The organism is Exiguobacterium sp. SH1S1 (genome assembly GCF_004337245.1).
Lineage (GTDB): Bacteria > Bacillota > Bacilli > Exiguobacteriales > Exiguobacteriaceae > Exiguobacterium > Exiguobacterium aurantiacum_A.
The window spans coordinates 435,807-460,932 of sequence record NZ_SJUZ01000001.1 but is presented as its reverse complement, the minus strand read 5'-3'; the positions used below and the strand labels follow the sequence as shown (position 1 = coordinate 460,932).

The window sequence follows — 25,126 nt, the reverse complement described above, 5'->3', positions numbered from 1 at the left end:
ATACAAGATATTTCACAAAATCACAAGTCAGTTGACTTGAAGTGAAGATAAATGAGGAGGAGTTCAGATGATTCATTTAACAGAGCCAGCCGCACTACAAGTCATCGATATGATGAAACAGACCGAACGCCCTGAAGCCCAATTCTTACGCATTAAAGTCCAAGGCGGTGGGTGTACCGGCTTATCCTACGGGATGGGGTTCGATGAAGACAAGACGGACAAGGATGTCCAGTTCGACCATCATGGCGTCCGCGTCATCGTCGCCGAAGCTGACCACGGTGTCGTCGACGGGCTCGAAATCGACTATAAGCAGTCGATGCTCGGCGGTGGCTTCACGATCAAAAATCCGAACGCGATCGCGACGTGCGGTTGCGGCTCGAGTTTCCGGACGGCGGCGAACGCCGGCACGCCCGGGGATTGCTAAACGATAGACGGGTTGCCGACATGTTCGGCAACCTTTTTTGGTGAGTATGTTAATGAGAGGAAATGAACGGGAATATTGGTGGAAGAAGGATGAGAAGGGGGTAGGAGTGATGAGAAAAGTGTTGATTTTTGGTGGCTCACGTTACTTTGGGAAACGGCTCGCACTGCGGCTCGCTGAAGCCGGGGACGACGTGACGATTGTCACGCGCGGACAGCTGCAAGTGCCGGAAGCGGAAGGGATCCGCTCCATTAAAGGCGACCGTCAGTCGGTCGCGACGATGAAAGACCTCGCACGTAACGAGTATGACCTCGTCTACGACAATATTTGTTTCAATCCGTATCAGGCGAAGATTGCGACAGACGCCTTCATGGACCGGGTCGGGAAATATGTGCTCACGTCTACGATGTCCGTCTATGCGCCAGAGGCAGCTTTAAAAGAGAGCGACTTCAATCCGCTCCATCATGAATATCACCTTGACGCGGAACACGATTACGGACAAGGGAAACGAGAGGCCGAATCGTACTTCTTCCATCGGGCCTCATTCCCGGTCACGACGGTGCGGTTGCCGATCGTCCTAGGGCCGGATGATTACACCGACCGGTTAAAATTTTATGTCGACGCGGTTCGGAACGAAGAACCGATCGTATTACATCATCCGGAGGCGTTGATGGGATTCATCTCGAGTTTCGAGGCGGCGGCTTTCTTGGAATGGGTCGGCCGTGCCGACGTGAGGGGGCCGTTCAACGCCGCGAGCGACGGCCTCATCTCGCTAGGTGCGCTCATGGAACGAATTGGACAGCATATCGGTAAACCGGTCCAAATCATTAAGGATGGGGAGTCGTCCCCGTACGATACGGACGTCGACTACTACATGTCGAACGCCGAGGCGAAAAAAGCTGGCTTCGTGTTCACGCAACTCGATGATTGGATTGACCGTGTCATCATTCAAACGATCCGCAAATGAAAAAATGGCCTCTCATCGTTCGCAGATGAGAGGCCAGTCTTTATTTCCCGGCAAATACCGAGGTTGAATGTTGTGGGTGACGCGCTGTCGGGTCGACGAGCTGTTTCACTTGGTTGACGGCGATCGGTGCTTCACCGAAGCCGGTCGCGATCAATTTCACTTTGCCTTCGTACGTGGCGATGTCACCGCAAGCGAAGATGCCTGCGACTGTTGTCTCCATTCGTGAGTCGACACGGATCGTGTTTTTCTCAAACTCCATGCCCCAGTTTTTGATCGGGCCGAGCGATGAGACGAACCCATAGTTACAAATCAAGTCGTCGATGTCGACGAACTTCGATTCGCCATCTTTGTCCGTCAGTTCGACCGACTCGATATGCGTCGCGCCTGAGAGCGATTCGATATTATAAGGCGTCCAGACGTTGATCGTCGAGGCCTTCATTTGTTCGACCGTGTGCTCGTGAGCCCGGAAGCGGTCACGACGGTGGACGATATGGACTTCTTTGGCGATGCCTTCGAGCATGAGTGCCCAGTCAACGGCCGAGTCGCCGCCGCCGGCAATCATGACGCGACGGTCGCGGAATTTCTCCATGCTGTCGACGAAATAATGAAGGTTCGCATAATCTTCACAACCGTCCAGTCCGAGCGGACGTGCGGCGAACGCGCCGTTGCCGGCTGTGATGATGATCGCTTTCGTATGGTACTCGTCCTTGTTCGTCGAGATGTGGAACGTACCGTCTTCGAGTCGCTCGACCGTTTCGACCGTCTCGCCAAGGCGATAATCTTGTTCGAACTGATCGGCTTGCGCTTTCAGTTGGTCGACTAGATCTTGGGCCTTCACTTTCGGGAAGCCGGCGATGTCATAAATATATTTCTCTGGATAGAGCGTCGATAATTGCCCGCCTAGTTGCGGCAAGCTTTCGATCAACGTCGCATCGAGTTGGCGCATACCTGCATAAAATGCGGTGAACAGTCCGATTGGACCACCACCGATAATGACTACATCTTTCGTCGATTTCATCGAATTCCTCCTCATGAAGCGTGTACTTCTATTATATGGTCTAACGTGAACTAAATCCATTCAGTACAAAGATGCAATACTTTCGAAAAAAATTCAAGAAGATAAGCTTTTTCATTGAGAAAACGGATTAAACGTCGTACAATGAACGGGAAGCAATTGTGAACATTGGTTGAACAAGAATTAGGCTTTATTGTGAACGTCTATGTGAAAAAACACACAACATAGTTGTTCAGGAAAACAAAACTTTTAAAATAAGGTGGAAATGAACATGAAACGACCTAACATTGTTATCCTCGGCGCAGGTTTCGGTGGACTCATCACGGCAGTAAACCTTCAGAAGACGCTTGCAGCTGGAGATGCAAACATCACGTTGATCAACAAACACGATTACCATTACCAAACGACTTGGCTTCATGAGCCGGCGGCCGGAACGATGAAGCCTGAGCAGGCTCGTGTCTACATTAACGACGTCGTCAATGCGTCACGCGTTAAATTTGTCAAAGGGATCGTCGATCGCGTCGATACTACAGCTAAACAAGTGATGCTCGAAGACGGATCGACTGTCGAGTACGATTACGTCGTCTTCGCCCTCGGTGGCGTACCGGAAACATTCGGTATCCCGGGCCTTAAAGAGAACGCGATGACGATCAACTCGCTCAACAGCGTTCGTAAAATTAAAGAACATATCGAGTACTCGTTCGCACAATACAAGACGAACGGATCATCTGACCGTTCATTCGTCACGATCGTCGTCGGTGGTGCCGGATTCACAGGTATCGAGTTCCTCGGTGAGCTTGTCAACCGTGTCCCTGAACTTTGCAAACAGTACGATGTTCCCCGTGAAGCGGTCCGCATCGTTAACATCGAGGCAGCGCCAACGGTTCTTCCAGGGTTCGACCCGGAACTCACGACGTATGCGCAAAAATGGCTCGAGCGTAACGGCGTCGAGATGAAACTCGGCAACGGCATCAAAGGTGTAGAGCCAGGTGTCGTCACGTTCGGTCCACTCAAAGGTGAGACGACAGAGACGATCGCAGCGAACACGATCCTTTGGACAGGCGGCGTCAGCGGTAGCCCGATCGTTGAGAAGTCTGGCTTCGAAGCGGTCCGTAACCGTGTCATGGTCGAGGCGGACAACCGTGCCCCTGGCCACGATAACGTCTTCATCATCGGTGACTGCTCAGCTGTCATGGATCCTGTCTCGAACCGTCCGTACCCGCCGACGGCGCAAATCGCGACGCAACAAGCGCACAACGTGGCGAAAAACATCGCTGCGCTCATCAACGGAAAGTCGACTTCGAAGTTCACGTATGAGAGCAAAGGGACGGTCGCGTCACTTGGTCATAACGATGGAATCGGAATCGTCATGGGCAAAAAAATCTTCGGTCGCAACGCTTCATTCATGAAGAAAGTCATCGACAACAAACACTTTATCGAGCTCAAAAAATACGGTCTCGTCCTTAAAAAAGGTAAATTCTGATTCGTTTGAGCCAACGAGCAGCCTGTTCATTTGAACGGGCTGCTTTTTCATGTCAACGATTCAGTGAACTTCTTTGACCAAGCGGATTTCTTTTCGGTATAATAGACAACGGGAAAAGGGGGCAATCACATGCACATCATCCAAGCCGTCATTGGCGCGATTTTATATTTAGTCATCTTCTTCAGCATCGGGTTCATCTTGAATATGCTGCTCAAAAAGACGTGGACGCTCGTGTTCATCTATCCGATTTTCGTCATCATGATGATCGACAACGTCAAGCTGTCAAGCTACGTCACGGAAACATCGACCGCGCTCGCGAACGTCTATGAGCGTCTGCTCGGTCTGCAGTTTCTCGACATTTTTATGCTCGGATTCGGATTGCTCGGTGCCATCTTGGCAGGGGTCACCATCCGGTACTTGCGTAAGAGCGGTTACTCGATGTTTTAAAGACGACAGAAATGTTCGTCTTTTTTTGGTTTCTGCCTACTTTTTTAGAAGCTGAACCGATATACTAGATAAGATAACGATTTAATTAGTAAGGGATGCGATACGAATGACATTACCGATGTATACGATCAAAAAAGTGTTGAATAATAGCGTTGTCATTTGTCAACATGATACGGATCCGGAAGTCATTCTGCTTGGGAAGGGGATTGGCTTCGGCAAGAAAGCGGGCGATCTCGTCGACCCGGCCAGCGTCCCGGAGAAAGTGTATCAATTGACGGATAAGGAAGAGCAATCTCAATATCGTGAGCTCGTGAAGCACGTCGATGAAGACTTCATCGCCTTCATGCAAGACATCGTCGGCTTCATCGAGAGCAACACAGGAAAAAAAGTCGACCAACATATCCATATCGGCCTGACCGATCACTTGTTCTTTACGATGAAACGGATCGAGCAAGGGATGGAAGTGACGAATCCGTTCTTACTCGAGACTGAATCGCTCTATCCGAACGAGTACGCGCTCGCTGAACGGATCGTCGACATGATCCACGAGCGCCTCGATGTGTTGCTTCCTGATGCCGAGGTCGGATTTATCGCCCTTCATATCCATTCGGCGACGACGTTTAAAAACGTCCTCGAAGTCAATCGTCACAATCAAATCATCGGCCAGATCGTTCAGACGATTGAGAGTCGTTTGAACGTCAAAATGGACCGGACTTCGCTCGATTATAAGCGCTTACTTCGGCACTTAAGGTACGCCGTTGAGCGGGTTGCGACAGGTGAGACGGTCGAGGCCCCACAAAAAATAGAAAAGGTGTTGCGTGAAGAATATCCGCTATGCTATAGTACTGCTTGGGAGCTGATGGGCATCATGGAACGCGAATTAAAGCGTCCTGTCCCACGAGGTGAAGCGACATATTTGACGATGCATCTCCAGCGACTGACTACAAGTAGATAACTGATACCACGTATCTTACGTGTTACTGATTCGATCAGGCATGAGTAAGGAGTGGAACGGCTACGATTTCTCTATTGAGGAGAAGTCTACGTTCTATACCTTATTCATGCCTGTTTCTGTTTTTATAAACGTTCATTATGAAAACGTTTAGATACGTCGGTTGTCTGACATCTACGTTCGGTTTCAGAATAAACAATTACAAAAGGAGGATTTATCATGTTTAAGCAGATTTTTGGTGTTCTTCAAAAAGTCGGTAAAGCGCTTATGCTTCCTGTTGCGATCTTGCCGGCAGCCGGTCTTCTTCTCGCATTCGGTAACGCGATGCAAAACCCGGCCCTTACGTCACGCGCTGGTTGGTTGACGAACGCAGGCGTTGTCAAGTTTGCTCAGCTCATGGAGCAAGCAGGCGGAATTATCTTCTCGAACTTAGCACTCTTATTCGCAGTCGGTGTCGCGATCGGTTTAGCAGGGGACGGCGTTGCCGGACTCGCAGCCATCGTCGGGTTCCTCATCATGAACAAAGTCATGGGTGTTTGGCTCGAACTCACACCTGAGATCATCGCACAAGGTGACCCGGCTTACGCGTCAGTCCTTGGTATCCCAACACTTCAAACAGGTGTCTTCGGTGGTATCATCGTCGGTCTGATAGCGGCCTGGGCATACAATAAGTACTTCAACATCGAATTGCCACAATTCCTTGGCTTCTTCGCTGGTAAGCGTTTCGTCCCAATCGTCACAGCTGTATTGGCTGTCGTCGCTGGTTTCGTCATGCTTCTCATCTGGCCACCAGTTCAGCACGGTTTGAACACGTTCTCAAACTTCATGTTGGAAGAAAACCGTACGCTCGCAGCGTTCGTCTTCGGTTTGATTGAACGTTCGTTGATCCCGTTCGGTTTGCACCATATCTTCTACTCACCGTTCTGGTTCGAATTCGGATCATACACGGATGCAGCTGGCAACATCGTCCGCGGTGACCAAGCGATCTTCTTCGCTCAAATCCGTGACGGTGCCGAGCTTACAGCCGGTACGTTCATGACTGGTAAATACCCGTTCATGATGTTCGGTCTTCCTGCAGCAGCACTTGCGATGTACCATGAAGCACGTCCTGAGCGTAAAGCGGTCGTCGGCGGTCTCTTGGCTTCGGCAGCACTCACATCGTTCTTGACAGGTATCACAGAGCCGATCGAGTTCTCATTCTTGTTCGTAGCTCCACTCTTGTTCGCAGTACACGCAGTTTTCGCTGGTCTTTCATTCATGGTCATGCACATCTTGAACGTCAAAATCGGGATGACGTTCTCGGGCGGTTTGATCGACTACCTTCTCTTCGGTGTACTTCCTAACCAAACAGCATGGTGGCTCGTCATTCCAGTCGGACTCGCGTTCGCAGTCATTTACTACTTCGGATTCCGTTTCGTTATCCGTAAGTTCAACCTTAAAACACCGGGCCGTGAAGATGAAGTCGTTGAGCAATCAACAGCTACTGGTTCGGAACTTGCACAAGATATCCTCGTTGGTTTCGGTGGTTCACAAAACATCAAACACCTTGACGCATGTATCACACGTCTTCGCGTCGAAGTTAAAGATAAGAGCCAAGTGAACAAAGAAGAGTTGAAACGTCTCGGGGCAGCTGGTGTCCTTGAAGTCGGTAACAACATTCAAGCCATCTTTGGACCGCGTTCGGATGCATTGAAATCAGAGATGCAAGCGGTCATCGCTTCAGGTAACGAAAAGAAAGCAAACTAAGTATTAAGCCAATCCATTAAGGGTTGGCTTTTTTTGTATGGGGAAACGGTTTCAGCCTGGTATCAGATGGGGAAAAGTAAGTATTCTGACAAAAGGAGGAACCATGATGTGGAAGAAAGTGTTTGGCGTATTGCAGCGGATTGGGAAGGCGCTCATGCTTCCGGTTGCGATTTTGCCGGCAGCCGGTCTATTACTTGCATTTGGTACGGCGTTCCAAAATCCTGATCTCGTTTCGCTGTTACCTTTCTTGGCAAACGATGCACTCGTCCTCATTTGGCAAGTCATGACCGATGCCGGGGATATCGTGTTTGCCAATTTAGGTCTGTTGTTCGCCGTCGGGGTCGCCATTGGGCTGGCCAACGGAGACGGTGTTGCCGGGTTAGCAGCTATCGTTGGTTATTTGATCATGAACAAAGTTATCAGCACGTGGAACGGGATTACTGCAGAAATTGTCCAGGGGGATCCTGCCTATGCATCGGTACTTGGTATCCCGACGCTCCAAATGGGGGTATTCGGTGGTATCATCGCCGGTTTGATTGCCGCGTTCGCGTATAACAAGTACTTTAACATCAAGTTGCCGGACTTCTTAGGATTCTTTGCTGGGAAACGTTTCGTTCCGATTGCGACCGCCGCGTTCAGTTTAGTGATCGGGATCGCGCTCGCCTACATTTGGCCGCCGATCGGTACTGCCATTAATACGTTCTCGAGCACGATCATTGAGGCGAACGTCGCGGTTTCCGCATTCGTCTTCGGTTTGGTCGAACGGTCATTGATTCCTTTCGGTCTTCACCACATTTGGTACTCGCCGTTTTGGTTCCAGTTCGGGGAATATACGAACCAAGCCGGGGATCTCGTTCAGGGGGACCAACGGATCTTCTTCGCCCAGCTTCGTGACGGCGTCGAATTCACAGCCGGGACGTACATGACTGGGAAGTTCCCGTTCATGATGTTCGGGTTACCGGCCGCCTGTCTCGCCATGTACCACACGGTCCCGAAAGAGCGTCGTAAAGACGTGGAAGGACTTTACTTCTCAGCAGCCCTCACTTCATTCTTGACTGGTATCACTGAACCGGTCGAATTCTCGTTTGTCTTCGTCGCACCACTTCTCTTCGGTATTCACGCCGTGTTCGCTGGACTATCGTTTATGACGATGCATTTGCTCAACGTTAAAATTGGGATGACGTTCTCGGGCGGACTCATCGACTACCTGCTGTTCGGGGTATTACCGAACCGGACCGCTTGGTGGCTCGTCGTTCCAGTCGGTCTCGTCTTCGCGGTCGTCTATTACTTTGGATTCCGTTTCGCGATCACGAAGTTCGATTTGAAAGTTCCAGGTCGTGACGTCGTCGCCGAAGGGCGTGGCGCCCGAACGGTTGTCGACGATGACCTTCCGTACGAAGTGCTCGTTGGCCTCGGTGGCCCTGAGAATATCAAGCATCTTGATGCTTGTATCACACGACTCCGTGTCACCGTGAACGATGTCAAACAAGTCGATAAAGACTTGCTGAAAGATCTTGGTGCCGCCGGTGTGCTTGAAGTCGGGGATAACATTCAAGCCATCTTCGGACCGAAGTCCGATACACTCAAATCGCAAATCGCCGCCATCATCGAAGGTGGCGAGTACAAACCGAAAGAAAAAGCGGTCATCACGCCGGAAGCGGCCGAGCATGCCGACCATCGCTTCCTCGCACCGATGTCGGGTGTCATCTTGTCGCTTGACGATGTACCGGACCAAGTCTTCTCGGGCCGGATGATGGGTGAAGGGTTCGCGATCGAGCCGAGTTCCGGCCAAGTCGTGGCACCGGTCACCGGTCAGATCACGACGTTCTTCCCGACGAAACACGCGATCGGGCTGCTCGCGGACGACGGACGCGAGATTCTCATCCACGTCGGTCTTGATACGGTCAATCTGAAAGGGGAAGGGTTCGTCGCCAAAGTGAAAGAAGGCGACCGCGTCGAAGCTGGAGATATTCTGCTCGATGTCGACCTCAACTTGATCCGTGACAAAGTCCCGTCGCTCATCACGCCGATCATTTGGACGAACGGGGACGGCAAAGTCGTCGTCGTACCGTTCGGAGAGACGGTCGTCGCCGGGGAAGCGCTCGATTTTAGAACGGATGACAAAGGCGCGGAATAAGCGCAAAAAAAAGTGGCTCTCGCAAATTGCGAGAGCCACTTTTGATTATGCTTTAATATCGAATTTTTGGCTGATGAAGTTGACGACTTCTTCGGCTGTATCCATGTTGAGGACGTCGTTGACGATCGCTTCTGTTTCAGCTTTCGTCAAACGTTTCACGAGGCTACGTGCGCGAAGGACGCTTGAAGCCGACATCGAGAACTCGTCGAGGCCAAGTCCTAGCAGGATTGGAATCGCAAGCTCTTCTCCAGCCATCTCGCCACACATGCCGACCCATTTGCCTGCTTTGTGTGCTTCTGTGATGACGTTGTGGAGAAGGTTCAAGATGGCCGGGTTGAACGGCTGGTACAAGTACGAGACTTTCTCGTTCATGCGGTCAGCTGCCATTGTGTATTGAATCAAGTCGTTCGTGCCGACAGAGAAGAAGTCGACTTCTTTCGCGAATTGTTTCGCCATGACGGCTGTCGAAGGAATTTCGACCATCATTCCTGTCTCGTAGTTACCGACAGCGACGCCTTCTGCTTTCAACTTCGCTTCTTCTTCGAGAAGAAGGGCTTTCGCTGCGCGGAACTCTTCAAGTGTCGCAATCATTGGGAACATGATAGCGAGGTCACCGTGAGCCGAGGCGCGGAGAAGGGCGCGAAGCTGTGTGCGGAACAAGTCCGTTTCTTCGAGGCAAAGGCGGATGGCGCGATAGCCGAGGAACGGGTTCATCTCTTTCGGGAGGTCGAGGTAAGACAATTCTTTATCTCCACCGATGTCGAGCGTACGGATGACGACTTGTTTGCCTTCCATGCCTTCGATTACTGTTTTGTATGCCGTGTACTGCTCTTCTTCAGTCGGGAATGTTTCTGAATCCATGTAAAGGAACTCTGTCCGGTAAAGACCGATCGCATCAGAACCGTTTTTAAGAACGCCTTCAAGGTCGTTCGGTGTCCCGATGTTCGCCGCGAGTTTCACTTTATGACCGTCTGCCGTGACAGACTCTTCGTTGACGAGTTGTTTCAACTCTTCTTTGTAGGCTTCGAATGACGCACGTTTAGCGACGTATTCATTGACGAGTTCTTCAGACGGATTGACGAAAACGTCTCCTTCTGTCCCGTCGATGACGACGAGGTCGCCGTTCTTGATTTCTTCGAGTGCGACTTTCGTTCCGACGACTGCCGGGATTTCAAGTGAGCGCGACATGATGGCCGAGTGTGATGTACGACCGCCGATGTTTGTCGCGAACCCTTTGACGTATTTGCGGTTGAGCTGAGCCGTGTCAGACGGTGTCAAATCTTCAGCGATGATGATGACTTCTTCAGAAATTGAAGCAGGTGTCATGAACGTGACGCCGAGGATGTGGGCCATGACGCGTTTTGTGACGTCGCGGACATCAGCCGCGCGCTCGCGCATGTACTCGTTGTCCATCGATTCAAAGATCATGATCATCGTTTGAGCGACTTCATCGAGCGCTTTCGCAGCGTTCATGTGTTCGCTTTCAATTTTTTCGTTCACTTGCGAGACGATCTCTGGGTCTTCCACGATGAGCAAGTGAGCCGAGAAGATCTCAGCCTTGTCTTCTCCGAGTTCACGCAGTGTGATCTGGCGGATTTCTTCGAGTTCTGTTTTCGACTGAGCGATGGCTGCTTGGAAGCGTGCCTTCTCAGCGGCTACGTCCTCGATTTTGTTCGTCGGGATGTCAAATGAAGGTGTCTCCATGACGAATGCTTTCGCAACTGCGATTCCTGCAGATGCGCCAATACCTTTAATGTGTGACATAAGCGTAATCCCTCTCTTCAAAGAAATAGTGTTTTTTCCAACGTTACCTCGTTAGTTCTTACCCGAAATGAAAAAGGAACTAACGAAAACCCGGAAGATTAAAGTAGCAACGGTCTACTACTAGGGGAAGCCTCGACCGAACAAAATGGCCTCGCCTCGAGCACGAGGGATGCCTGATTGCGTACTTTCCTATCCTATCATAAAATAAAACATCGTCACAACGAGGAGATAGCCTTTGAATTTGAAGAATTAGCGACGATTGCGCATACTATTTCATTATTTCGATGAAGTTCGTTATGCTTACCTTATATAAAGAAGGGAAGTGGCAAATATGTATCAATTCGCTGAATTAGACTGGACCGGTTCACACGACACGGTCGTTGTCGGAATCGGGGCGGCCGACGCCGTCGAAACAGGGCTCGACACGTTGTTCAACGGGCGCGTCAAATCGCTCATCCAGTCAGCTGACATCTCGACGAAGACAGGGGAAGTCTCGATCGTGCCGACGTTTGAGGGGAACATCAAACGCGTGCTGTTCGTGGGTTTAGGACAACGCAACGATTCGTCCGTCGAAAACTTGCGGAATTGGTTCGGGAAAGTCGCGAAAGAAATCAAAGCCCGCGCCTTCACGGACGTCGCGGTCGCGCTCGACACGTTTGAACCAGGCGTGGCGAGCTTGTTCGCAGAAGCGTATGAGATGGCGACGTATGAGCATCCTACATATAAGTCGGCGCCAAAATCGGCGACACCGGACGTGACGATCACCCTTTTAGGAGACGCGAACGAAGCGGACGTCGAAGCGGGTGCCGCTTACGGGCGTGGGGTCAACGTCGCTCGGACGTTGACGATGATGCCGGCTAACATTTTGAACGCAGTGGCACTAGCCGACTACGCCGTCGACCTGGCCGAGCGTCATGGTTTCAGCCATCGAATCATTGAAAAAGAAGAGATGGAGGCGCTCGGTATGGGGGCGCTGCTCGCTGTCAATCAAGGTTCGGTAATTCCACCGAAGTTGATCGTGCTTGAGTACAACGGTGCCGGGGACGATGCGCCGATTGCCGTCGTCGGAAAAGGTGTCACGTTCGACACGGGCGGTTACTCGATCAAGCCGAAAGACGGGATCGTCGGGATGAAAGGTGATATGGGTGGTGCGGCCACCGTGCTCGGTCTGTTTGAGACGCTCGCGACGACGAAACCGGCTGTCAACGTGCTCGGTGTCATTCCTTCAACGGACAACATGATTTCAGGAGACGCGTTCAAACCGGACGACGTCATTACGGCGATGAACGGGAAAACGATCGAAGTGCTCAATACCGATGCGGAAGGACGACTCGTTCTTGCCGATGCGGTGACGTTCGCGAAGACGTATGAGCCGAAAGCCATCATCGACGTAGCAACGCTGACAGGCGGTGTACTCGTCGCGCTCGGTACTGAGGTGACTGGTTGCCTGACGAACGACGACTCGCTCTATGAGGCACTAGAGACGGCGAGCCGAGCAACGAATGAGCTCGTTTGGCAAATGCCTTACTTTGATGTGTTCATCAAGCAAGTTCGGAAATCTGAAGTCGCCGACTTGAACAACTCACCGGGCCGTTACGGTCATATGATTTTCGGTGGCGCGTTCGTCGGCGAGTTCGTCGGTGACACGCCGTGGCTCCACCTCGATATCGCGGGAACGAGCGAGCGCTCTTCGGCGAGTGACCTCGGTCCAAAAGGCCCGACTGGTGTCATGGTACGGACGCTCGCGTCAATGCTCGAAGGATGGAAGCGTTGAAATTCGGATTGATGTTAATCGGTTTGGCCATCGCCGCAGGCCTCGGCTATGCGGCTTGGCCGAGCCAGTTGTTGTTGGGGGTATCCGTCTTTAGTGCGGTGCTCGGAGTTTTGTTTTTGATTCAGGAGGGACGCCGTGGTCGGAGTAGGAATTGATGGGGCACGCGGAGGCTGGGTACGAATCACGTACGATAGCATCTCGCTGTGCTTGACCATCTCAGAACAGTTGGAAGATTTATTGATTGACGGGGCAATGCACTTCGTCGATATGCCGAACGATCTCGGGACGATCTCAAACCCGGACCGGACGTGCGATGCGTGGATGCGGGCCCAGTTGAAGCAACGGAAGTCGTCGATCTTCACGCCGCCGATTCAAGACGTCGTGATGGAACAGACGTATGAAGCCGCCAATGTGAGAAGCCGCGAACTGATTGGAAAAGGAATCAGCAAGCAAGCATGGAACCTCGTGCCGCGTATTCGTGAGTTTCAAACGATCACGGCTGAAGACGTGTATGAGTCGCATCCGGAGGTCTGTTTCGCCGTCATGACCGGACACGAGGCCGATTTCAGCAAAAAGACTGAGGCCGGCGAAGCCGAACGGATCGAGCTGTTGCGGCGCTATTCGAAAAGTTCGCCGTGGAAGTGGAAGATGTCGAACGTCAAAGTCGACGATATCATCGACGCATGTATCCTTGCCGTCGCCGCCTATGAGGCCGGGACGACAGGCTTAGAGACGCATCCGCATCAAACAGAGGGATTACCGTTCGTAGCGGTACCGAAGACAAAAGAGCGATGACGCGGTCATCGCTCTTTTGGTGTCTGGATCGGTCCGAGGACGAACTTCCATATGTAATGAAATACTTGGGCGTTGTAGAGTGCTTTCAGCAATACCGCGAGGACTGGTCCTAAAATGAAACCGAGGACACCGAACAGTTGCAGACCGACAAAGATCGAGATCAAAGCCGCGAGTGGATCGAGGCCGATATGAGAGCCGACGATCTTCGGCTCGGCCAAGTTGCGTTGGACGATGACGAGGATGTAGAGCACGAGAAGCCCGATCGCGCTGAACCAGTCGCCTGAGATGGCCGCGTAGGCTGCCCATGGCACTAAGAGTGTTCCGACACCAAGGTAAGGCAACAGATCAAAGAACGCGGCTAACAAGGCGAATGAGAACGGATTGTCGACACGTAGAATGAACATCCCGATCAAGACGATTCCGAACGTGATGGAAATGAGGGTCAATTGGGCCCGGACATAGCCGAACAAAGCCGAGCGTAAATTGAGCATGACGAGTTCGAACTCTTTAAAGCCTTTTCGTTTGTTCAACCGCTCGATCGAACGCATGTAAGACGGCCAGTCTTTCGTGATGAAGAACCAGGCTAGGACGATGACGACGAACAAGAGCAGGACGAGCGGGAGTGCGCTCAGGATGTCTTGCAGGAGCCCGGCGACACCTCGAGACAGGACGCCGATCGCGGCACCGAGTTGGACGCCGATTTCAGTGATGCCACCTTCGAGCGATGTCGTTTGCCCAGGGTTTAACCGTTGGATGCTGTCGTAGGCGTCGTTGACGAACGGGGCGATTTTTTGATTGAACATACGCTGCACGTAGGCAGTGAACGTCTCGATCTGGTCTGGAAGTTTTTCGGCCGCAATCGTCAAGTAACGAATCAATTGGGTGACGACGATGGCGATGACGCCGCTGACAAGACTCATAACGATTAGCAGTGAAACGAGGGTGCCAAGGGCACGCGGCATCTTCGTCTGACGCTCGAACAAGTTGACGAGGGGGACTGTCAACAAGGATAACAAGAAAGCGAACACGAAAGGATACGTGTACGTAAAGAGGACGCTCAGTCCCCAAATAACGAGCACGAGTCCGATGCCGACAAGGAGAAATCGAAGTAATTGCCAAAGTCTTACAGGAGACATGAGGGGTTGCCCCTTTCCTAACAATTGGATTGAGCATAGTATACCACGCAACTGGTAAATGAAGAGGATGGATAGGTGATTAAATATGAAGGAGATTCAACAGAAAATCGATCGGATGATTATCCACTTAGGAGGGTATTGGCGGCCGCTATCAGGCTTGGCCAGATTATTAGAAGAAGTGGGAGAAGTGGGTGGTGCCTTGCATGACCAGGACGAGGCAGCGCTCGTGGAAGAGCTGTTAGATGTATTCGTCATTTCAACTTGTCTCGCCAATCAGTATGCGATCGAACTTGACGATCAATCGAACGGACGAGGCGAGCGCCTCGTTCATCGCGCTTACTATTCGCTCGTTCGTGAAGCGGGGGAGGTGGCCCGGACCTTGAACGCCTACGAAGGGGATAAAAAATTGAAAGCATCATCGACGCCGGGTTCGTTACAGTATCGAATCGAGAGCGTCCAAGCAGCGGTGTTCGATATCGCACGCGAGATTGAGCTTGATTTGTATGCGGAAATCGGTTCGCTGATCGATGAGAAATCCGCGCGCGATTTCGGGCGGTTCGACCATACGCCTGACCCGATCACCGAATCGGCGGTGCGATTGTACACGCGTTTTAAATCTGGTCGATATTGGGGAGGAATTGAGGCTAAACCTTCGGAGGAAGCGAGCCGATATAGAGAACGAGAATATAACATGGAACGATTCTTTAAGATTGCCCATGTCGAAGGGCTGGATGGGTTCGTCATTCTTCAACCAGACGATCCGTTCATCATGACGTCCTCTCTCGAGCAAGACTGGAAGGTGCCGGAATCGTTCATAATCGACGAAGAATGGCATGGGATAGACAAATTTATTATTATTCGTAAAAACTGGTAGAAAAGTATTCCCCTTTTTATCAAAAATATTCATCTTTTTTTCAAATACTTACTTTTTTTTAAAAAGCGTTATGCTACTATGAAGGTGTTGTTAGTATAAATTAGCGCGAGAAGAAAGGAATATTTTGGATGAAAATGAAGCTATTGAAAGTTGCTCTCATCTTATCGCTGTTGTTGTTCGGTGCTCAAATCCCTGCGGTTGAGGCATCGACATTAGATGGCGAAACGACTGTCAATTTAAACGTTCGATCGACACCAAGCACGACGGGAGCGGTCATCACGACGTTACCGAAAGGCACAAAAGTAAAGTATGGGACTTATAACCAATCATGGCATAAAGTGTATCTAAATAGTCGCACTTACTATGCTTCGGCCCCGTACATTAAACGGATCGCCTCGTCACCGACGACGATCACGACGCAAGCAGCATCATCGACAGGCGTCACGACAGAAAACTTGAACATTCGAGTGACGTCACACCGTGATGCGAAAATCGTTACGACGCTCAAAAAAGGCACTGAAGTGAACTATGCCGTCCATAACTCATCATGGGCCAAAGTGTTCTTGAATGGAAAGACGTACTATGCGGCGAAAGCTTACCTTGCGCCAAAGTTAGTCGTTTCAGCGCCTAAAAAGCAATCGGGCTACACGAATCGCGACATTCAGCTGTTCAATCGCACGCTACAAACATCACCGGTCGCGAAAACGATCCCGGCCAAGCGCGCTGTCACGTTCAGCATCCACAACTCGAGCTGGTCGGTTATTTATGAAGGCACGAAGACCTACTACACACCGACTCGAGGAATTACAGCCGGAACACTGAAGCCGGCGACGACGACAGAGACTGGCTACGCGAACCGGGACTTGAAATTGTTCGATACGCGCAACCAGGCATCGAAAGTCGTTAAAGTACTCCCGTTGAACACGGTAGTCGCATCGAGTAAGTACAACTCGAGCTGGTCGACTGTCTATATCGGCAGCGACACGTACTATACACCGACGGCATGGATCACACCAGGCGTTGCCCCGGTTCAACCGCCGACAACGACAAAGCCAGTCGAGACGAAAGTTCAAGGATACGCCAACCGCAACATCAACTTGTTCGGTAAAACGCACCAGAGTTCGTCGGTATTGCTCGTCTTGCCGCAGTACACGGCCGTCACGTACAGCACATACAACTCAAGCTGGTCAAACGTTTTCGTCGGGACGAAGACCTACTTCACACCGACTTCATGGTTGACTGCTGGTAAGGCACCATCAGCACCCGCTGCATCGCCACAAGGGAAAGTGTATATCAACACGCCGGGTGATGTCTTGAACGTCAGAGCGACGGCTTCGGCCAGCTCGACGATACTCGGGAAACTTGCACACGGCACGCAAGTCGACCACTACGGTTCATCGAACGGCTTCTACAAGATTAAATACAACAACCGTGATGGTTACATCTCAACGGCGTATGCATCGGCTTCAAAGCCTAGCGTATCAAGTGGTGCGGTCATCGTTCTCGATGCCGGACACGGTGGAACCGATCCGGGTGCAGTGAGAAGTTCGCTTTATGAGAAAACGGTCGTACTCGACGTGACGAAACGTACGGAAGCGTATCTTCGTTCGAAGTATGGTTACGAAGTCCGGTTGACACGTTCGACAGACGTTTACTTGACGCTCAATCAACGTGTCCAAGCGGCCAGAAACTTACGTGGCGATCTCTTCGTCAGCCTGCATACGAACGCGGCGACGACATCCGCGGCGAACGGAGTCGAAACGTTCTACTCGACCTCGTCGGCCCATAGTGCCAAGAGTCGGGTGCTCGCAACGAACATCCAATCGAATTTGATGGGTGAAATGTCAGGGATGAGAAACCGCGGTGTCAAGACGGCGAACTACTACGTCATCACGTATAACACGATGCCGTCAGCACTCGTCGAACTCGGGTTCATCTCGTCTCCGCAAGATATTGTCCACCTTCGCAGTGAAGCATCGCGCCAGCGCATGGCAATCGGTGTTGCTGAAGGTATTGCCCAATACGTGAGAGCGTACCATTAATTCCAACCTGCTCGCGCAGGAGTATACAGAAGGCCCCAGCTCAACACGAGCCGGGGCCTTCCTTTTATGTAGTAAACAAGCCCTCGTCCGAATGGGCGAGGGCTTGGCTTATAAGTCGTCGAAACCGTTGGCGTCAGTCACTTTCGCGTATGAGCGTGATTTTTGTTCGAAGAAATCGGATTTCGTCGCGTTGAGCGAGTCGTCCGAATAGGCACGGATCCACGGCATGACGTCCTCGTTGAAGCCTTCATACAAATCGTTCAACCCGATGACGCGCAGGCGTTTGTTGGCAAGGTATTTGATGTAATCACGCATCTCGCTGACGTCGAGGCCATCGAGGTCACGGAGTACGTATTCGCACCACTCGATCTCGAGGTCGACCGCTTGTCCCATCGTGTCGTAGACGAACTGGCTGAAGCTTCCGTCGGCGTCGATTTCCGGGTTCTCGGTCAAGACGGCGCGAAGCAGCTGGCTGACGAAATGCGAATGTTGCATCTCGTCCCGTTGGATGTAGCTGATCATCGTCGACGTCCCGACCATCTTCTGATGACGGGCGAGGTTATAGAAGTAGGCGAATCCGGAATAGAAGTTGATGCCTTCAAGGATGACCGAGGCGACGAGAGACTTCGCGAAGTTCTCTGCGTTCGGCACGGCCCGGAAGTCTTCATACAAGTCTAAGATGAACTGATTACGTTTCATGACCATCTCGTCATCTTTGGCGATATCGAAGATGCGGTTCTGCTCGCTGAGCGGAACGAGACTCGACAACACGTAGCTGTACGATTGATTATGGACGACTTCTTGCTGGGCGATGATGGCGAGCACCGAGTGGACCGACGAGTCGGAAGAGAACATCGCCGACTCGAGAATGTAGCGCGTCTGCACCGAGTCGAGAATCGACAACAAGCCGATGATGCGCTTGAACGCGTCTTGTTCACGCTCGGTCAGTTGCGGCCATTGTTGCATGTCTTTTGACATCGAGATCTCATCTGGGATCCAAAAGTTAGACAGCAACTGTTTATAAATTGTATAAAATTGTGGATAGGCGATATCGTTCCAGTTGACGATCGAACTCGTCTCGCCACCGATAATGGCTGTCGCCCGATTAGGATGTTTGGGCGACAGTAGTTTGATCTTTTGAATAGTCATAGACGTGTACTCCTTCTTCGACGTTTCGTGCCAACCGTTCGGTCCAAGCACGGACGTTGTACGGTTGGTTGCGCGGCGACTGTTCGATTTTCAACAGTTCACCGGCAAGGGGGATTCCAAACTTCGAAAGGTGGTATGCCATCTCGTCGACAGCGCGGCAGAAATGAACGAACATCTTGTCACCCGTCCCGAAGACGGCGGCTTGACGAATCGGTACCGACTGCTCTTTCAAGAGAAGCCGGAACGTATCTTTCATCTCGTCTGGCAAGACGCCATCGGCCCACGTGTACGACCCGAAATAGACGAGGTCGTACGTGGCGAGCGCTTGGGCCTCGCGATGGCCGATGCGGTCCGCTTCGTACAAGACGGCACGGTCGCCCCGATTGACGTGGGTCGCCTGAATCAACTCGGCGACCTCTTCTGTATTCCCGCTCATTGAACTATAGACGATTGCGACGTTCATGGTTAGGTCCCACCTTTCGTTAAACAGATGTTACGACGAACACGATTCGCATTCATCGACTTCGACGGTCGTTGAACGCGTGTAATAGATCGATTTCATACCGAGCGACCATGCCTCGAGGTGCATCCCCAGCATTTCAGTCGCCTTCACGTCGTTCTTGACGTATAAGTTGAAACTGATCGCTTGGTCGATGTGGCGTTGGCGGGCCGCGTTTTGACGGATGCTCCAAAGTTGGTCGACTTCAAACGCTGATTTGTAGAACCAGTTCGTCTCCGAGTTGAGGTCAGGGACGGTCACTGGGATCTTATAATTTTTCTTCTCTTCCGAATATACTTTCTTATAGATCGGGTCGATCGAAGCGGTGCTGCCGGCGATGATCGCTGTCGACGAGTTCGGTGCGACGGCCATCATGTAGGCGTTGCGGACACCGTTTTGGTGAACCTCAGCCGCGAGTCCGTCCCAGTCGAGCTCGTCGTGCGACCGGTAGTTGCGGCGACTGAAGTATTCGCCCGTGTGCCATTCCGAACCTTCGAACACGCCGAACGCGCCTTTTTCTTTCGCAAGTTCCATCGAAGCGTGAATCGTGAGATAGGCGATTTTTTCGTAAAGTTTCTCAGCGTAATGGACGGCGTCGACCGATTCCCAGCGTATGCCTTCGAGGGCGAGCAAATGGTGCCACCCGAACGTGCCGAGACCGACAGAACGATATTTCTGGTTCGTGATCATCGCTTGCGGCACTTCGATCGTGTTGAGGTCGATGACGTTATCGAGCATTCGCATTTGAATCGGGATGAGGCGCTCGAGCACGTCGGATTTGACGGCACGTGCGAGCGCGATCGAGCTCAAGTTACAGACGACAAAGTCGCCTGGCGTCTTCGTGATAACGATTTTCCCGTCTGCTGTGTACTCTTCATCGATTGTCGTCGCCGACATGTTCTGGGCGATTTCTGAACAGAGGTTCGAGCTGTAAATCATACCCGCATGTTTGTTCGGGTTGGCGCGGTTGACCGCATCCCGGAAGAACATGTACGGCGTGCCCGTCTCGAGCTGTGAGCGCATGTAACGTTTGACGAGGTCGATGGCCGGCACGGTTACACGTGTGAGCTCTGGATTATTGACACAAGCCGTATATTTCTCGGTGAACGAACCGCCGTTGTCCGTCTCGTCGTAGAAGTCTTCAAGGCTGAAGCCCATGACCGTGCGGATCTCATGCGGGTCGAACAAATGCCAATCGCCCCGCGCTTCGACGGTACGCATGAACAAGTCCGGTAAACAGACGCCGGTGAACAAGTCATGAGTGCGGAGGCGCTCATCGCCGTTGTTCAACTTGGCATCGAGGAATTCAAAGATATCCTTGTGCCAGATGTCCAAGTAGACGGCGATCGAGCCTTGACGCATGCCGAGCTGGTCGACCGAGACGGCCGTGTTGTTCAACTGCTTCATCCAAGGCAACGCACCGCTCGAGACACCTTTGAATCCTTTAATGTCACTTCCGCGTGAACGGATTTTGCCGAGGTACACCCCGATGCCGCCGCCGCCTTTTGAAAGTGTGGCCACGTCCGTGTTCGAGTCGTAAATACCGCGGAGTGAATCATCGACCGTATCGATGAAGCAAGAGCTAAGCTGCCCGTACGATTTACCGGCATTCGAGAGCGTCGGCGTCGCGACGGTCATGTATAAGTTCGATAGCGCCCAGTAGGCTTCTTCGGCAAGTTGGACCCGTTTAGACGCGGCCTCGTTTTGCATGAGCGTCATGGCGATGACCATAAACCGCTCTTGTGGGAGCTCATATAAGTTTTTGACGTGATCGCGTCCGAGGTAACGGTCCGATAACGTCCGTAGGCCGATGTAAGTGAAGAGGCGATCGCGTGACGGGTCGATCAACGTCTCTAAATAAGCGATATCTTCTTTAGAGTATGTGTCAATTAACGCCGACGTGAAGATGCCTTTGTTCGTCAGCGTCTCGATCATCGAATAGAGTGAGCCGTAACGCATCGAAGCGTCATACCCGCGGTTGCGTGCTGCTTCAAGGTAGAGACGGTTTAAGTACATCTCGGTCGCGACGAACGTCCAGTCCGGCTCTTCAGCCTTCAACATATCGAGGGCGTGCATCGTCATCAAGTCATATACTACATCTTGTGTCAGTGATTTTGAATCGAGTGCTCGAATCAAACGTTCCTCGTAGCGTGCGACGCTGAGCTGCGGGTAGCGTTGTGTTAAGGATTGGATCAATGTTGCTACGTCGGCAAGGGTTGGTGTTGCCGGCAACATCGTCTCGTGGTGGATAGGGGATGTCAAAACGATCACTCCTTCTTCAGGTGTAGAAATTATAAAGGTATAGCGGAACTAGTCCGATACAACGTCAATGGGGATAGAACGTGATAAATATCCGTTAACTATATATTGACGTTTTATTCTCTTTTTAATCATAAATCACCCATATTTAGTTTTGCAATCTTTGAAATTCATAAAACTGTGACGCTATGAATTACTTTTACTCTAAAACGGCGCTCTCAACCGTTTTGAGACGTGATATGAGACGAAAAAAAGATTTACTGACTCCCGAGGTCAAAGCTGTCCGCTTTTTTTGTAAGCGTTCAATCCGATTTGTCAATACGGAAATCAAGAAGAATGTCACTGATTCAATAAATTATTAAAAAGGTTATGACCAGGAACCAATACTAGATATAGTGTTGGCTCGATTTGAAAAAGCGGGAAATCCGAGGTAAGGCTAGCGCCATCGTCAAAAGTGCGGTAGATTGAGGAAGTACGATATAATATCAAGGCTAAAAAGAAGGGTTTTAAAAATGCGTTCAGAAGATTTATTATTAGCATGGGACCCGCTCGGTTACGGGCTTGGGTCTTACGGGCCAGAGTTCGATGACATCACAGTGGCGCTCGTGCAGATCGACTCGGAAGCGGAGTTGAATGAAACGATTCGTCGTATTCTGACGGATTCGTTTGGAGAGTGCCCGTCTGAGGACGATACGCGCGCCATGGCCAGACAATTACTTACATCTTCAGAAGCTTGTCAATTATAAGGGGGAACCAACATGTTACGAATCGATCCAACACCTAATCCAAATGCAATGAAAATCACACTTCCTGAAAACGTCTTCGGAGCTAAGAGCCAAAGCGTGAAAGCCGGCGAATCAACAGAGCAACCGCTTCTCGCGAAACTCGTCACGATCGAAGGTGTCGAGAGCGTCTTCGCTTACGGCGATTTTGTCACAGTATCAAAAGAGAACGGCGTCAGCTGGGAAGCAATCTTACCGCACGTCGAAACTGCTTACCGCGGATGAACCCGCTCGTTTCGATCGTCATTCCGGCCTACGCGCGCGAGGCGGAACTGACGGAACTGCTCGAAAGTTTGACGGTACAGACGTTTCAACAGTTCGAAGTGCTTGTAGTAAATAATGATGGGCCGCCAAAGCAACATCTTTTGGCGCCTTTTTTGAATCGATTGTCGGTTCGGTTGATCGAGCTTGAAGAAAATCATCACGTCAAAGCGCGAAACCGAGGCGTGATGGAGGCAAGAGGCGAGTATATTCTCTTATTAGATGACGATGATTTACTAATGCCGACCCATATCGAACGAGCGCTCGATGATTTGACGACGGCAGACCTCGTCTTCACCGATGCGGAACTGTTTCGGTTCACATGGCAAGACGGGCGGCGGGTCGTCACGGAGTGGGAGGCGTTCGCCTACGAGCTCGACTTGGACCGGATTCGGCAAGACTCGACGTTCATTCCGTCCGGCACGCTTTACCGCAAGCGGCTTCACGACGTCATTGGCATGTTCGATGAGACGGTTTATAACTATTGGGACTGGGACTTTATCTTACGTGTAATCGAGCACGGGACGGTCGTTCATCCAGCCCGGGCGACGGTGCTCTACGCTTTTAACGGAACCGACAACTTATCGGCGAAACAAGATGAGGCGCGTCGACGCTATTTTGAGCGGTTTTGTCAAAAACACGGCTTGGTGAATATGGAGATGAAGAATTTTCATATCGTCCAGTCTGAACGGCGGGACTACGTGAGACAGACAGAAAGGTCGTTCGCAGGGACGTTTCCCGGTAGAACGGAAGGAGACAACTAATATGTACACAACAAAAGAGTTAGAACTTTTGGAATTGCTTGAAGAAAAAGGATACCTCGAGACGAAGTTGCTCGCGGACTTGCTCGCGACCGATGAGGCGACCGTCGAAGCGATGCTCGAGAAGTTCAAAGCGGACGGCATCTTGCTCGGTTTCCGGGCGATGATCAACTGGCAGAAGATTAACCGTCACGATGTCACGGCGTTCATCGACGTCAAAGTCACACCGAAGCGAGGTCGCGGGTTTGACGAGGTCGCGGAGCGGATTTACCGCTTCCCGGAAGTGACGGCTCTCTATTTGATGTCGGGCGCGTACGACCTGCAAGTCGTCATCCGGGCGAGTTCGCTCCAAGACGTGGCGTCGTTCGTCTCGGACAAACTGTCACCGCTTGACTCGGTCGTGTCGACGACGACTCACTTCAAGTTGAAGACGTACAAGCATGACGGTATTTTGTTCACCCCACAAGTCGAAGACAAACGGTTGAACATCACGCCATGAAGTCGCTATCGAATCAAGTCGTCTCGATGAAGCCGTCTGGCATTCGCCGTTTCTTCGATTTGGCACAGACGATGGAAAATGTCGTCTCTCTTGGGGTGGGAGAGCCGGACTTCATCACGCCATGGAACGTCCGCGAAGCGAGCTACGCGGCACTCGAGCAAGGCTATACGGCTTATAGTGCCAACGCGGGTCTGCTCGAGCTGCGTGAAGCGATTGCTCGTTACATGACCGACCGTTTTGACGTCACGTATGACCCGGCGACCGAATTGATCGTCACGACAGGGGCGTCTCAGGCGCTCGATATCGCCTTCCGTGCTTTATTGAACCCAGGTGACGAGGTTCTCGTCGTCGAGCCAGCTTTCGTCTCCTACGGGCCGCTCATTGAATTAGCCGGTGGGACCGTCGTCCCGGTCGCTTGTCGTCCGGAGTCCGGGTTTCGCTTGAATCGGGAAGACGTCGCAGCAGCGATCACGGAACGGACAAAAGCGATTTTGCTCTGCTTCCCGTCGAACCCGACCGGCGCGACGATGACGGGCGACGAACTCGCCGAAATCGCGGAACTCGCTACGAAACACGATTTGTGGGTTGTGAGCGATGAGATTTACGCGGAGCTGTCTTACGATGCCCCGTTCACGAGCTTTGCGACGCTCCACGACATGCGCGAGCGGACGATCGTCGTCAACGGTTTTTCAAAAGCGTTCGCGATGACCGGATGGCGCCTCGGCTTCACGTGCGCCCCGGAAGTCGTGACTCGGGAAATGCTTAAAGTGCATCAGTACGGCATGATGTGTGCGCCGACGCTCGTCCAATTTGGAGGGCTTGAGGCGTTGCGCAGCCGCGACCAACACGTCCCGAAGATGGTGAAGAGTTATCGCCAGCGTCGTAACTATTTTATCCAGGCGTTAAACGACGCAGGTCTCCCGACCCACGTCCCGGGTGGTGCGTTCTATGCATTCCCGTCCATCCGCCATACTGGGCTTTCGAGCGAGGAGTTCGCCGAACGGTTGCTGCTTGAAGAGCGAGTGGCGGTCGTTCCGGGCAATGCGTTCGGAGCGAGCGGGGAAGGCTTTGTCCGTGCGAGTTATGCGACGTCGATCGAGCAGCTTCAAGAAGCGATCCGCCGTATCGATCGGTTCATGAAACAGTTTGAACTGGCAACGTCAACGACAGACTCTCAGCGATGAGGGTCTGTTGACGTTTTAGCGATAAGGTGAATGGTGATCGCGCCTCGCCCACGACCGAATATCGACCGATTATTCTAAAATGGGTTGAACGATGTAACATAAAATGGGAAGATATACGAAAGTGGCGTGTGAATATAGATTATGGGGTCGAGATTGAGGGCGGATTAGAAGGTAAATGA

Annotated in this window: 21 protein-coding genes and 2 pseudogenes; 17 read left to right on the top strand and 6 right to left on the bottom strand. The window is 51.7% G+C overall.

Annotated features, from left to right (window positions below):
• Positions 1-67 precede the first annotated feature (67 nt).
• Both EVJ23_RS02360 and EVJ23_RS02355 read left to right on the top strand, forming a co-directional pair.
• Complete coding sequence (locus EVJ23_RS02360) at positions 68-424, top strand: HesB/IscA family protein (RefSeq protein WP_131441440.1); 357 nt, start codon at positions 68-70, stop codon at positions 422-424.
• Positions 425-533: 109 nt separating this feature from the next.
• Complete coding sequence (locus tag EVJ23_RS02355) at positions 534-1,388, top strand: Rossmann-fold NAD(P)-binding domain-containing protein (protein WP_070328762.1); 855 nt, start codon at positions 534-536, stop codon at positions 1,386-1,388.
• A 40-nt stretch (positions 1,389-1,428) separates the two neighbouring features.
• Here the strand turns inward: EVJ23_RS02355 and EVJ23_RS02350 are convergent, their stop codons facing one another.
• Positions 1,429-2,406, bottom strand: a complete 978-nt coding sequence (locus EVJ23_RS02350) for an NAD(P)/FAD-dependent oxidoreductase (protein ID WP_131463906.1) — start codon at positions 2,404-2,406, stop codon at positions 1,429-1,431.
• Positions 2,407-2,674: 268 nt separating this feature from the next.
• Here EVJ23_RS02350 and EVJ23_RS02345 point away from each other — a divergent pair, with 268 nt between their 5' ends.
• The 5 genes and pseudogenes from EVJ23_RS02345 to ptsG (EVJ23_RS02325) all read left to right on the top strand — a co-directional run.
• Positions 2,675-3,886: an NAD(P)/FAD-dependent oxidoreductase gene (locus EVJ23_RS02345; RefSeq protein ID WP_071397893.1), complete on the top strand. Its 1,212-nt coding sequence runs from the start codon at positions 2,675-2,677 to the stop codon at positions 3,884-3,886.
• Positions 3,887-4,015: 129 nt separating this feature from the next.
• Positions 4,016-4,333, top strand: a complete 318-nt coding sequence (locus EVJ23_RS02340; RefSeq protein WP_070328765.1) for a YuiB family protein — start codon at positions 4,016-4,018, stop codon at positions 4,331-4,333.
• A gap of 106 nt (positions 4,334-4,439) precedes the next feature.
• Positions 4,440-5,288 carry a glucose PTS transporter transcription antiterminator GlcT gene (gene glcT, locus EVJ23_RS02335; protein WP_131441442.1) on the top strand — a complete coding sequence of 283 codons (849 nt, stop codon included), beginning with the start codon at positions 4,440-4,442 and terminating at the stop codon, positions 5,286-5,288.
• A 216-nt stretch (positions 5,289-5,504) separates the two neighbouring features.
• Positions 5,505-7,004 (top strand): annotated as a pseudogene (gene ptsG, locus EVJ23_RS02330) (glucose-specific PTS transporter subunit IIBC); the annotation flags it as partial.
• Positions 7,005-7,137: 133 nt separating this feature from the next.
• Positions 7,138-9,075: pseudogene (gene ptsG / locus EVJ23_RS02325) on the top strand (glucose-specific PTS transporter subunit IIBC); the annotation flags it as partial.
• Positions 9,076-9,213: 138 nt separating this feature from the next.
• Here ptsG (EVJ23_RS02325) and ptsP read toward each other — a convergent pair.
• Positions 9,214-10,932 carry a phosphoenolpyruvate--protein phosphotransferase gene (ptsP, locus tag EVJ23_RS02320; protein WP_070328769.1) on the bottom strand — a complete coding sequence of 573 codons (1,719 nt, stop codon included), beginning with the start codon at positions 10,930-10,932 and terminating at the stop codon, positions 9,214-9,216.
• A gap of 331 nt (positions 10,933-11,263) precedes the next feature.
• Between ptsP and EVJ23_RS02315 the strand changes: the two genes are divergently transcribed.
• Genes EVJ23_RS02315 through EVJ23_RS02310 form a run of 3 tightly spaced genes read left to right on the top strand, consistent with a single transcriptional unit; the run spans position 11,264 to position 13,501 of the window.
• The gene (locus tag EVJ23_RS02315; protein WP_131463900.1) at positions 11,264-12,706 is read left to right on the top strand and encodes a leucyl aminopeptidase; all 1,443 of its coding nucleotides are present in this window, start codon (positions 11,264-11,266) and stop codon (positions 12,704-12,706) included.
• 11 nt (positions 12,707-12,717) lie between these two features.
• Entirely contained in the window at positions 12,718-12,861 is a 144-nt protein-coding gene (locus EVJ23_RS15185; protein WP_161567324.1) for a hypothetical protein, read from the top strand.
• Positions 12,842-13,501, top strand: a complete 660-nt coding sequence (locus EVJ23_RS02310; RefSeq protein WP_131441446.1) for a DUF429 domain-containing protein — start codon at positions 12,842-12,844, stop codon at positions 13,499-13,501. The genes EVJ23_RS15185 and EVJ23_RS02310 overlap by 20 nt, the downstream gene beginning before the upstream one ends.
• A gap of 5 nt (positions 13,502-13,506) precedes the next feature.
• On the opposite strand, the gene ytvI is transcribed toward EVJ23_RS02310, so the two are convergent.
• Positions 13,507-14,637 carry a sporulation integral membrane protein YtvI gene (ytvI, locus tag EVJ23_RS02305; protein WP_131463898.1) on the bottom strand — a complete coding sequence of 377 codons (1,131 nt, stop codon included), beginning with the start codon at positions 14,635-14,637 and terminating at the stop codon, positions 13,507-13,509.
• Between the two features lie 85 nt (positions 14,638-14,722).
• Between ytvI and EVJ23_RS02300 the strand changes: the two genes are divergently transcribed.
• Positions 14,723-15,511 (top strand): MazG nucleotide pyrophosphohydrolase domain-containing protein, encoded by a 789-nt coding sequence (locus EVJ23_RS02300; RefSeq protein ID WP_131463896.1) that lies wholly within the window; start codon positions 14,723-14,725, stop codon positions 15,509-15,511.
• A gap of 128 nt (positions 15,512-15,639) precedes the next feature.
• Positions 15,640-17,553, top strand: coding sequence for an N-acetylmuramoyl-L-alanine amidase (locus EVJ23_RS02295; protein WP_131463893.1), 1,914 nt, complete (start codon positions 15,640-15,642; stop codon positions 17,551-17,553).
• 108 nt (positions 17,554-17,661) lie between these two features.
• On the opposite strand, the gene EVJ23_RS02290 is transcribed toward EVJ23_RS02295, so the two are convergent.
• The 3 genes from EVJ23_RS02290 to EVJ23_RS02280 are packed head-to-tail and all read right to left on the bottom strand — an operon-like array spanning position 17,662 to position 21,463.
• Positions 17,662-18,702 carry a ribonucleotide-diphosphate reductase subunit beta gene (locus EVJ23_RS02290; protein ID WP_070328775.1) on the bottom strand — a complete coding sequence of 347 codons (1,041 nt, stop codon included), beginning with the start codon at positions 18,700-18,702 and terminating at the stop codon, positions 17,662-17,664.
• Positions 18,659-19,165 (bottom strand): flavodoxin domain-containing protein, encoded by a 507-nt coding sequence (locus EVJ23_RS02285; protein ID WP_131463891.1) that lies wholly within the window; start codon positions 19,163-19,165, stop codon positions 18,659-18,661. The genes EVJ23_RS02290 and EVJ23_RS02285 overlap by 44 nt, the downstream gene beginning before the upstream one ends.
• A 30-nt stretch (positions 19,166-19,195) precedes the next feature.
• Complete coding sequence (locus tag EVJ23_RS02280; protein WP_255569835.1) at positions 19,196-21,463, bottom strand: ribonucleoside-diphosphate reductase subunit alpha; 2,268 nt, start codon at positions 21,461-21,463, stop codon at positions 19,196-19,198.
• Between the two features lie 509 nt (positions 21,464-21,972).
• Between EVJ23_RS02280 and EVJ23_RS02275 the strand changes: the two genes are divergently transcribed.
• From EVJ23_RS02275 to EVJ23_RS02255, 5 genes are read left to right on the top strand one after another with little or no spacing between them, the layout of a single operon-like run.
• The gene (locus tag EVJ23_RS02275) at positions 21,973-22,206 is read left to right on the top strand and encodes a DUF1871 family protein (protein ID WP_016509787.1); all 234 of its coding nucleotides are present in this window, start codon (positions 21,973-21,975) and stop codon (positions 22,204-22,206) included.
• A 12-nt stretch (positions 22,207-22,218) separates the two neighbouring features.
• Positions 22,219-22,467 carry a NifU N-terminal domain-containing protein gene (locus tag EVJ23_RS02270; RefSeq protein ID WP_070328777.1) on the top strand — a complete coding sequence of 83 codons (249 nt, stop codon included), beginning with the start codon at positions 22,219-22,221 and terminating at the stop codon, positions 22,465-22,467.
• A complete protein-coding gene (locus tag EVJ23_RS02265; RefSeq protein ID WP_131463887.1) occupies positions 22,464-23,267 on the top strand; it encodes a glycosyltransferase family 2 protein in 804 nt (267 codons plus the stop codon). The genes EVJ23_RS02270 and EVJ23_RS02265 overlap by 4 nt, the downstream gene beginning before the upstream one ends.
• 1 nt (position 23,268) lies before the next feature.
• A complete protein-coding gene (locus tag EVJ23_RS02260) occupies positions 23,269-23,763 on the top strand; it encodes an Lrp/AsnC family transcriptional regulator (RefSeq protein WP_070328779.1) in 495 nt (164 codons plus the stop codon).
• Entirely contained in the window at positions 23,760-24,947 is a 1,188-nt protein-coding gene (locus EVJ23_RS02255) for an aminotransferase (RefSeq protein WP_070328780.1), read from the top strand. The genes EVJ23_RS02260 and EVJ23_RS02255 overlap by 4 nt, the downstream gene beginning before the upstream one ends.
• Positions 24,948-25,126 lie beyond the last annotated feature (179 nt).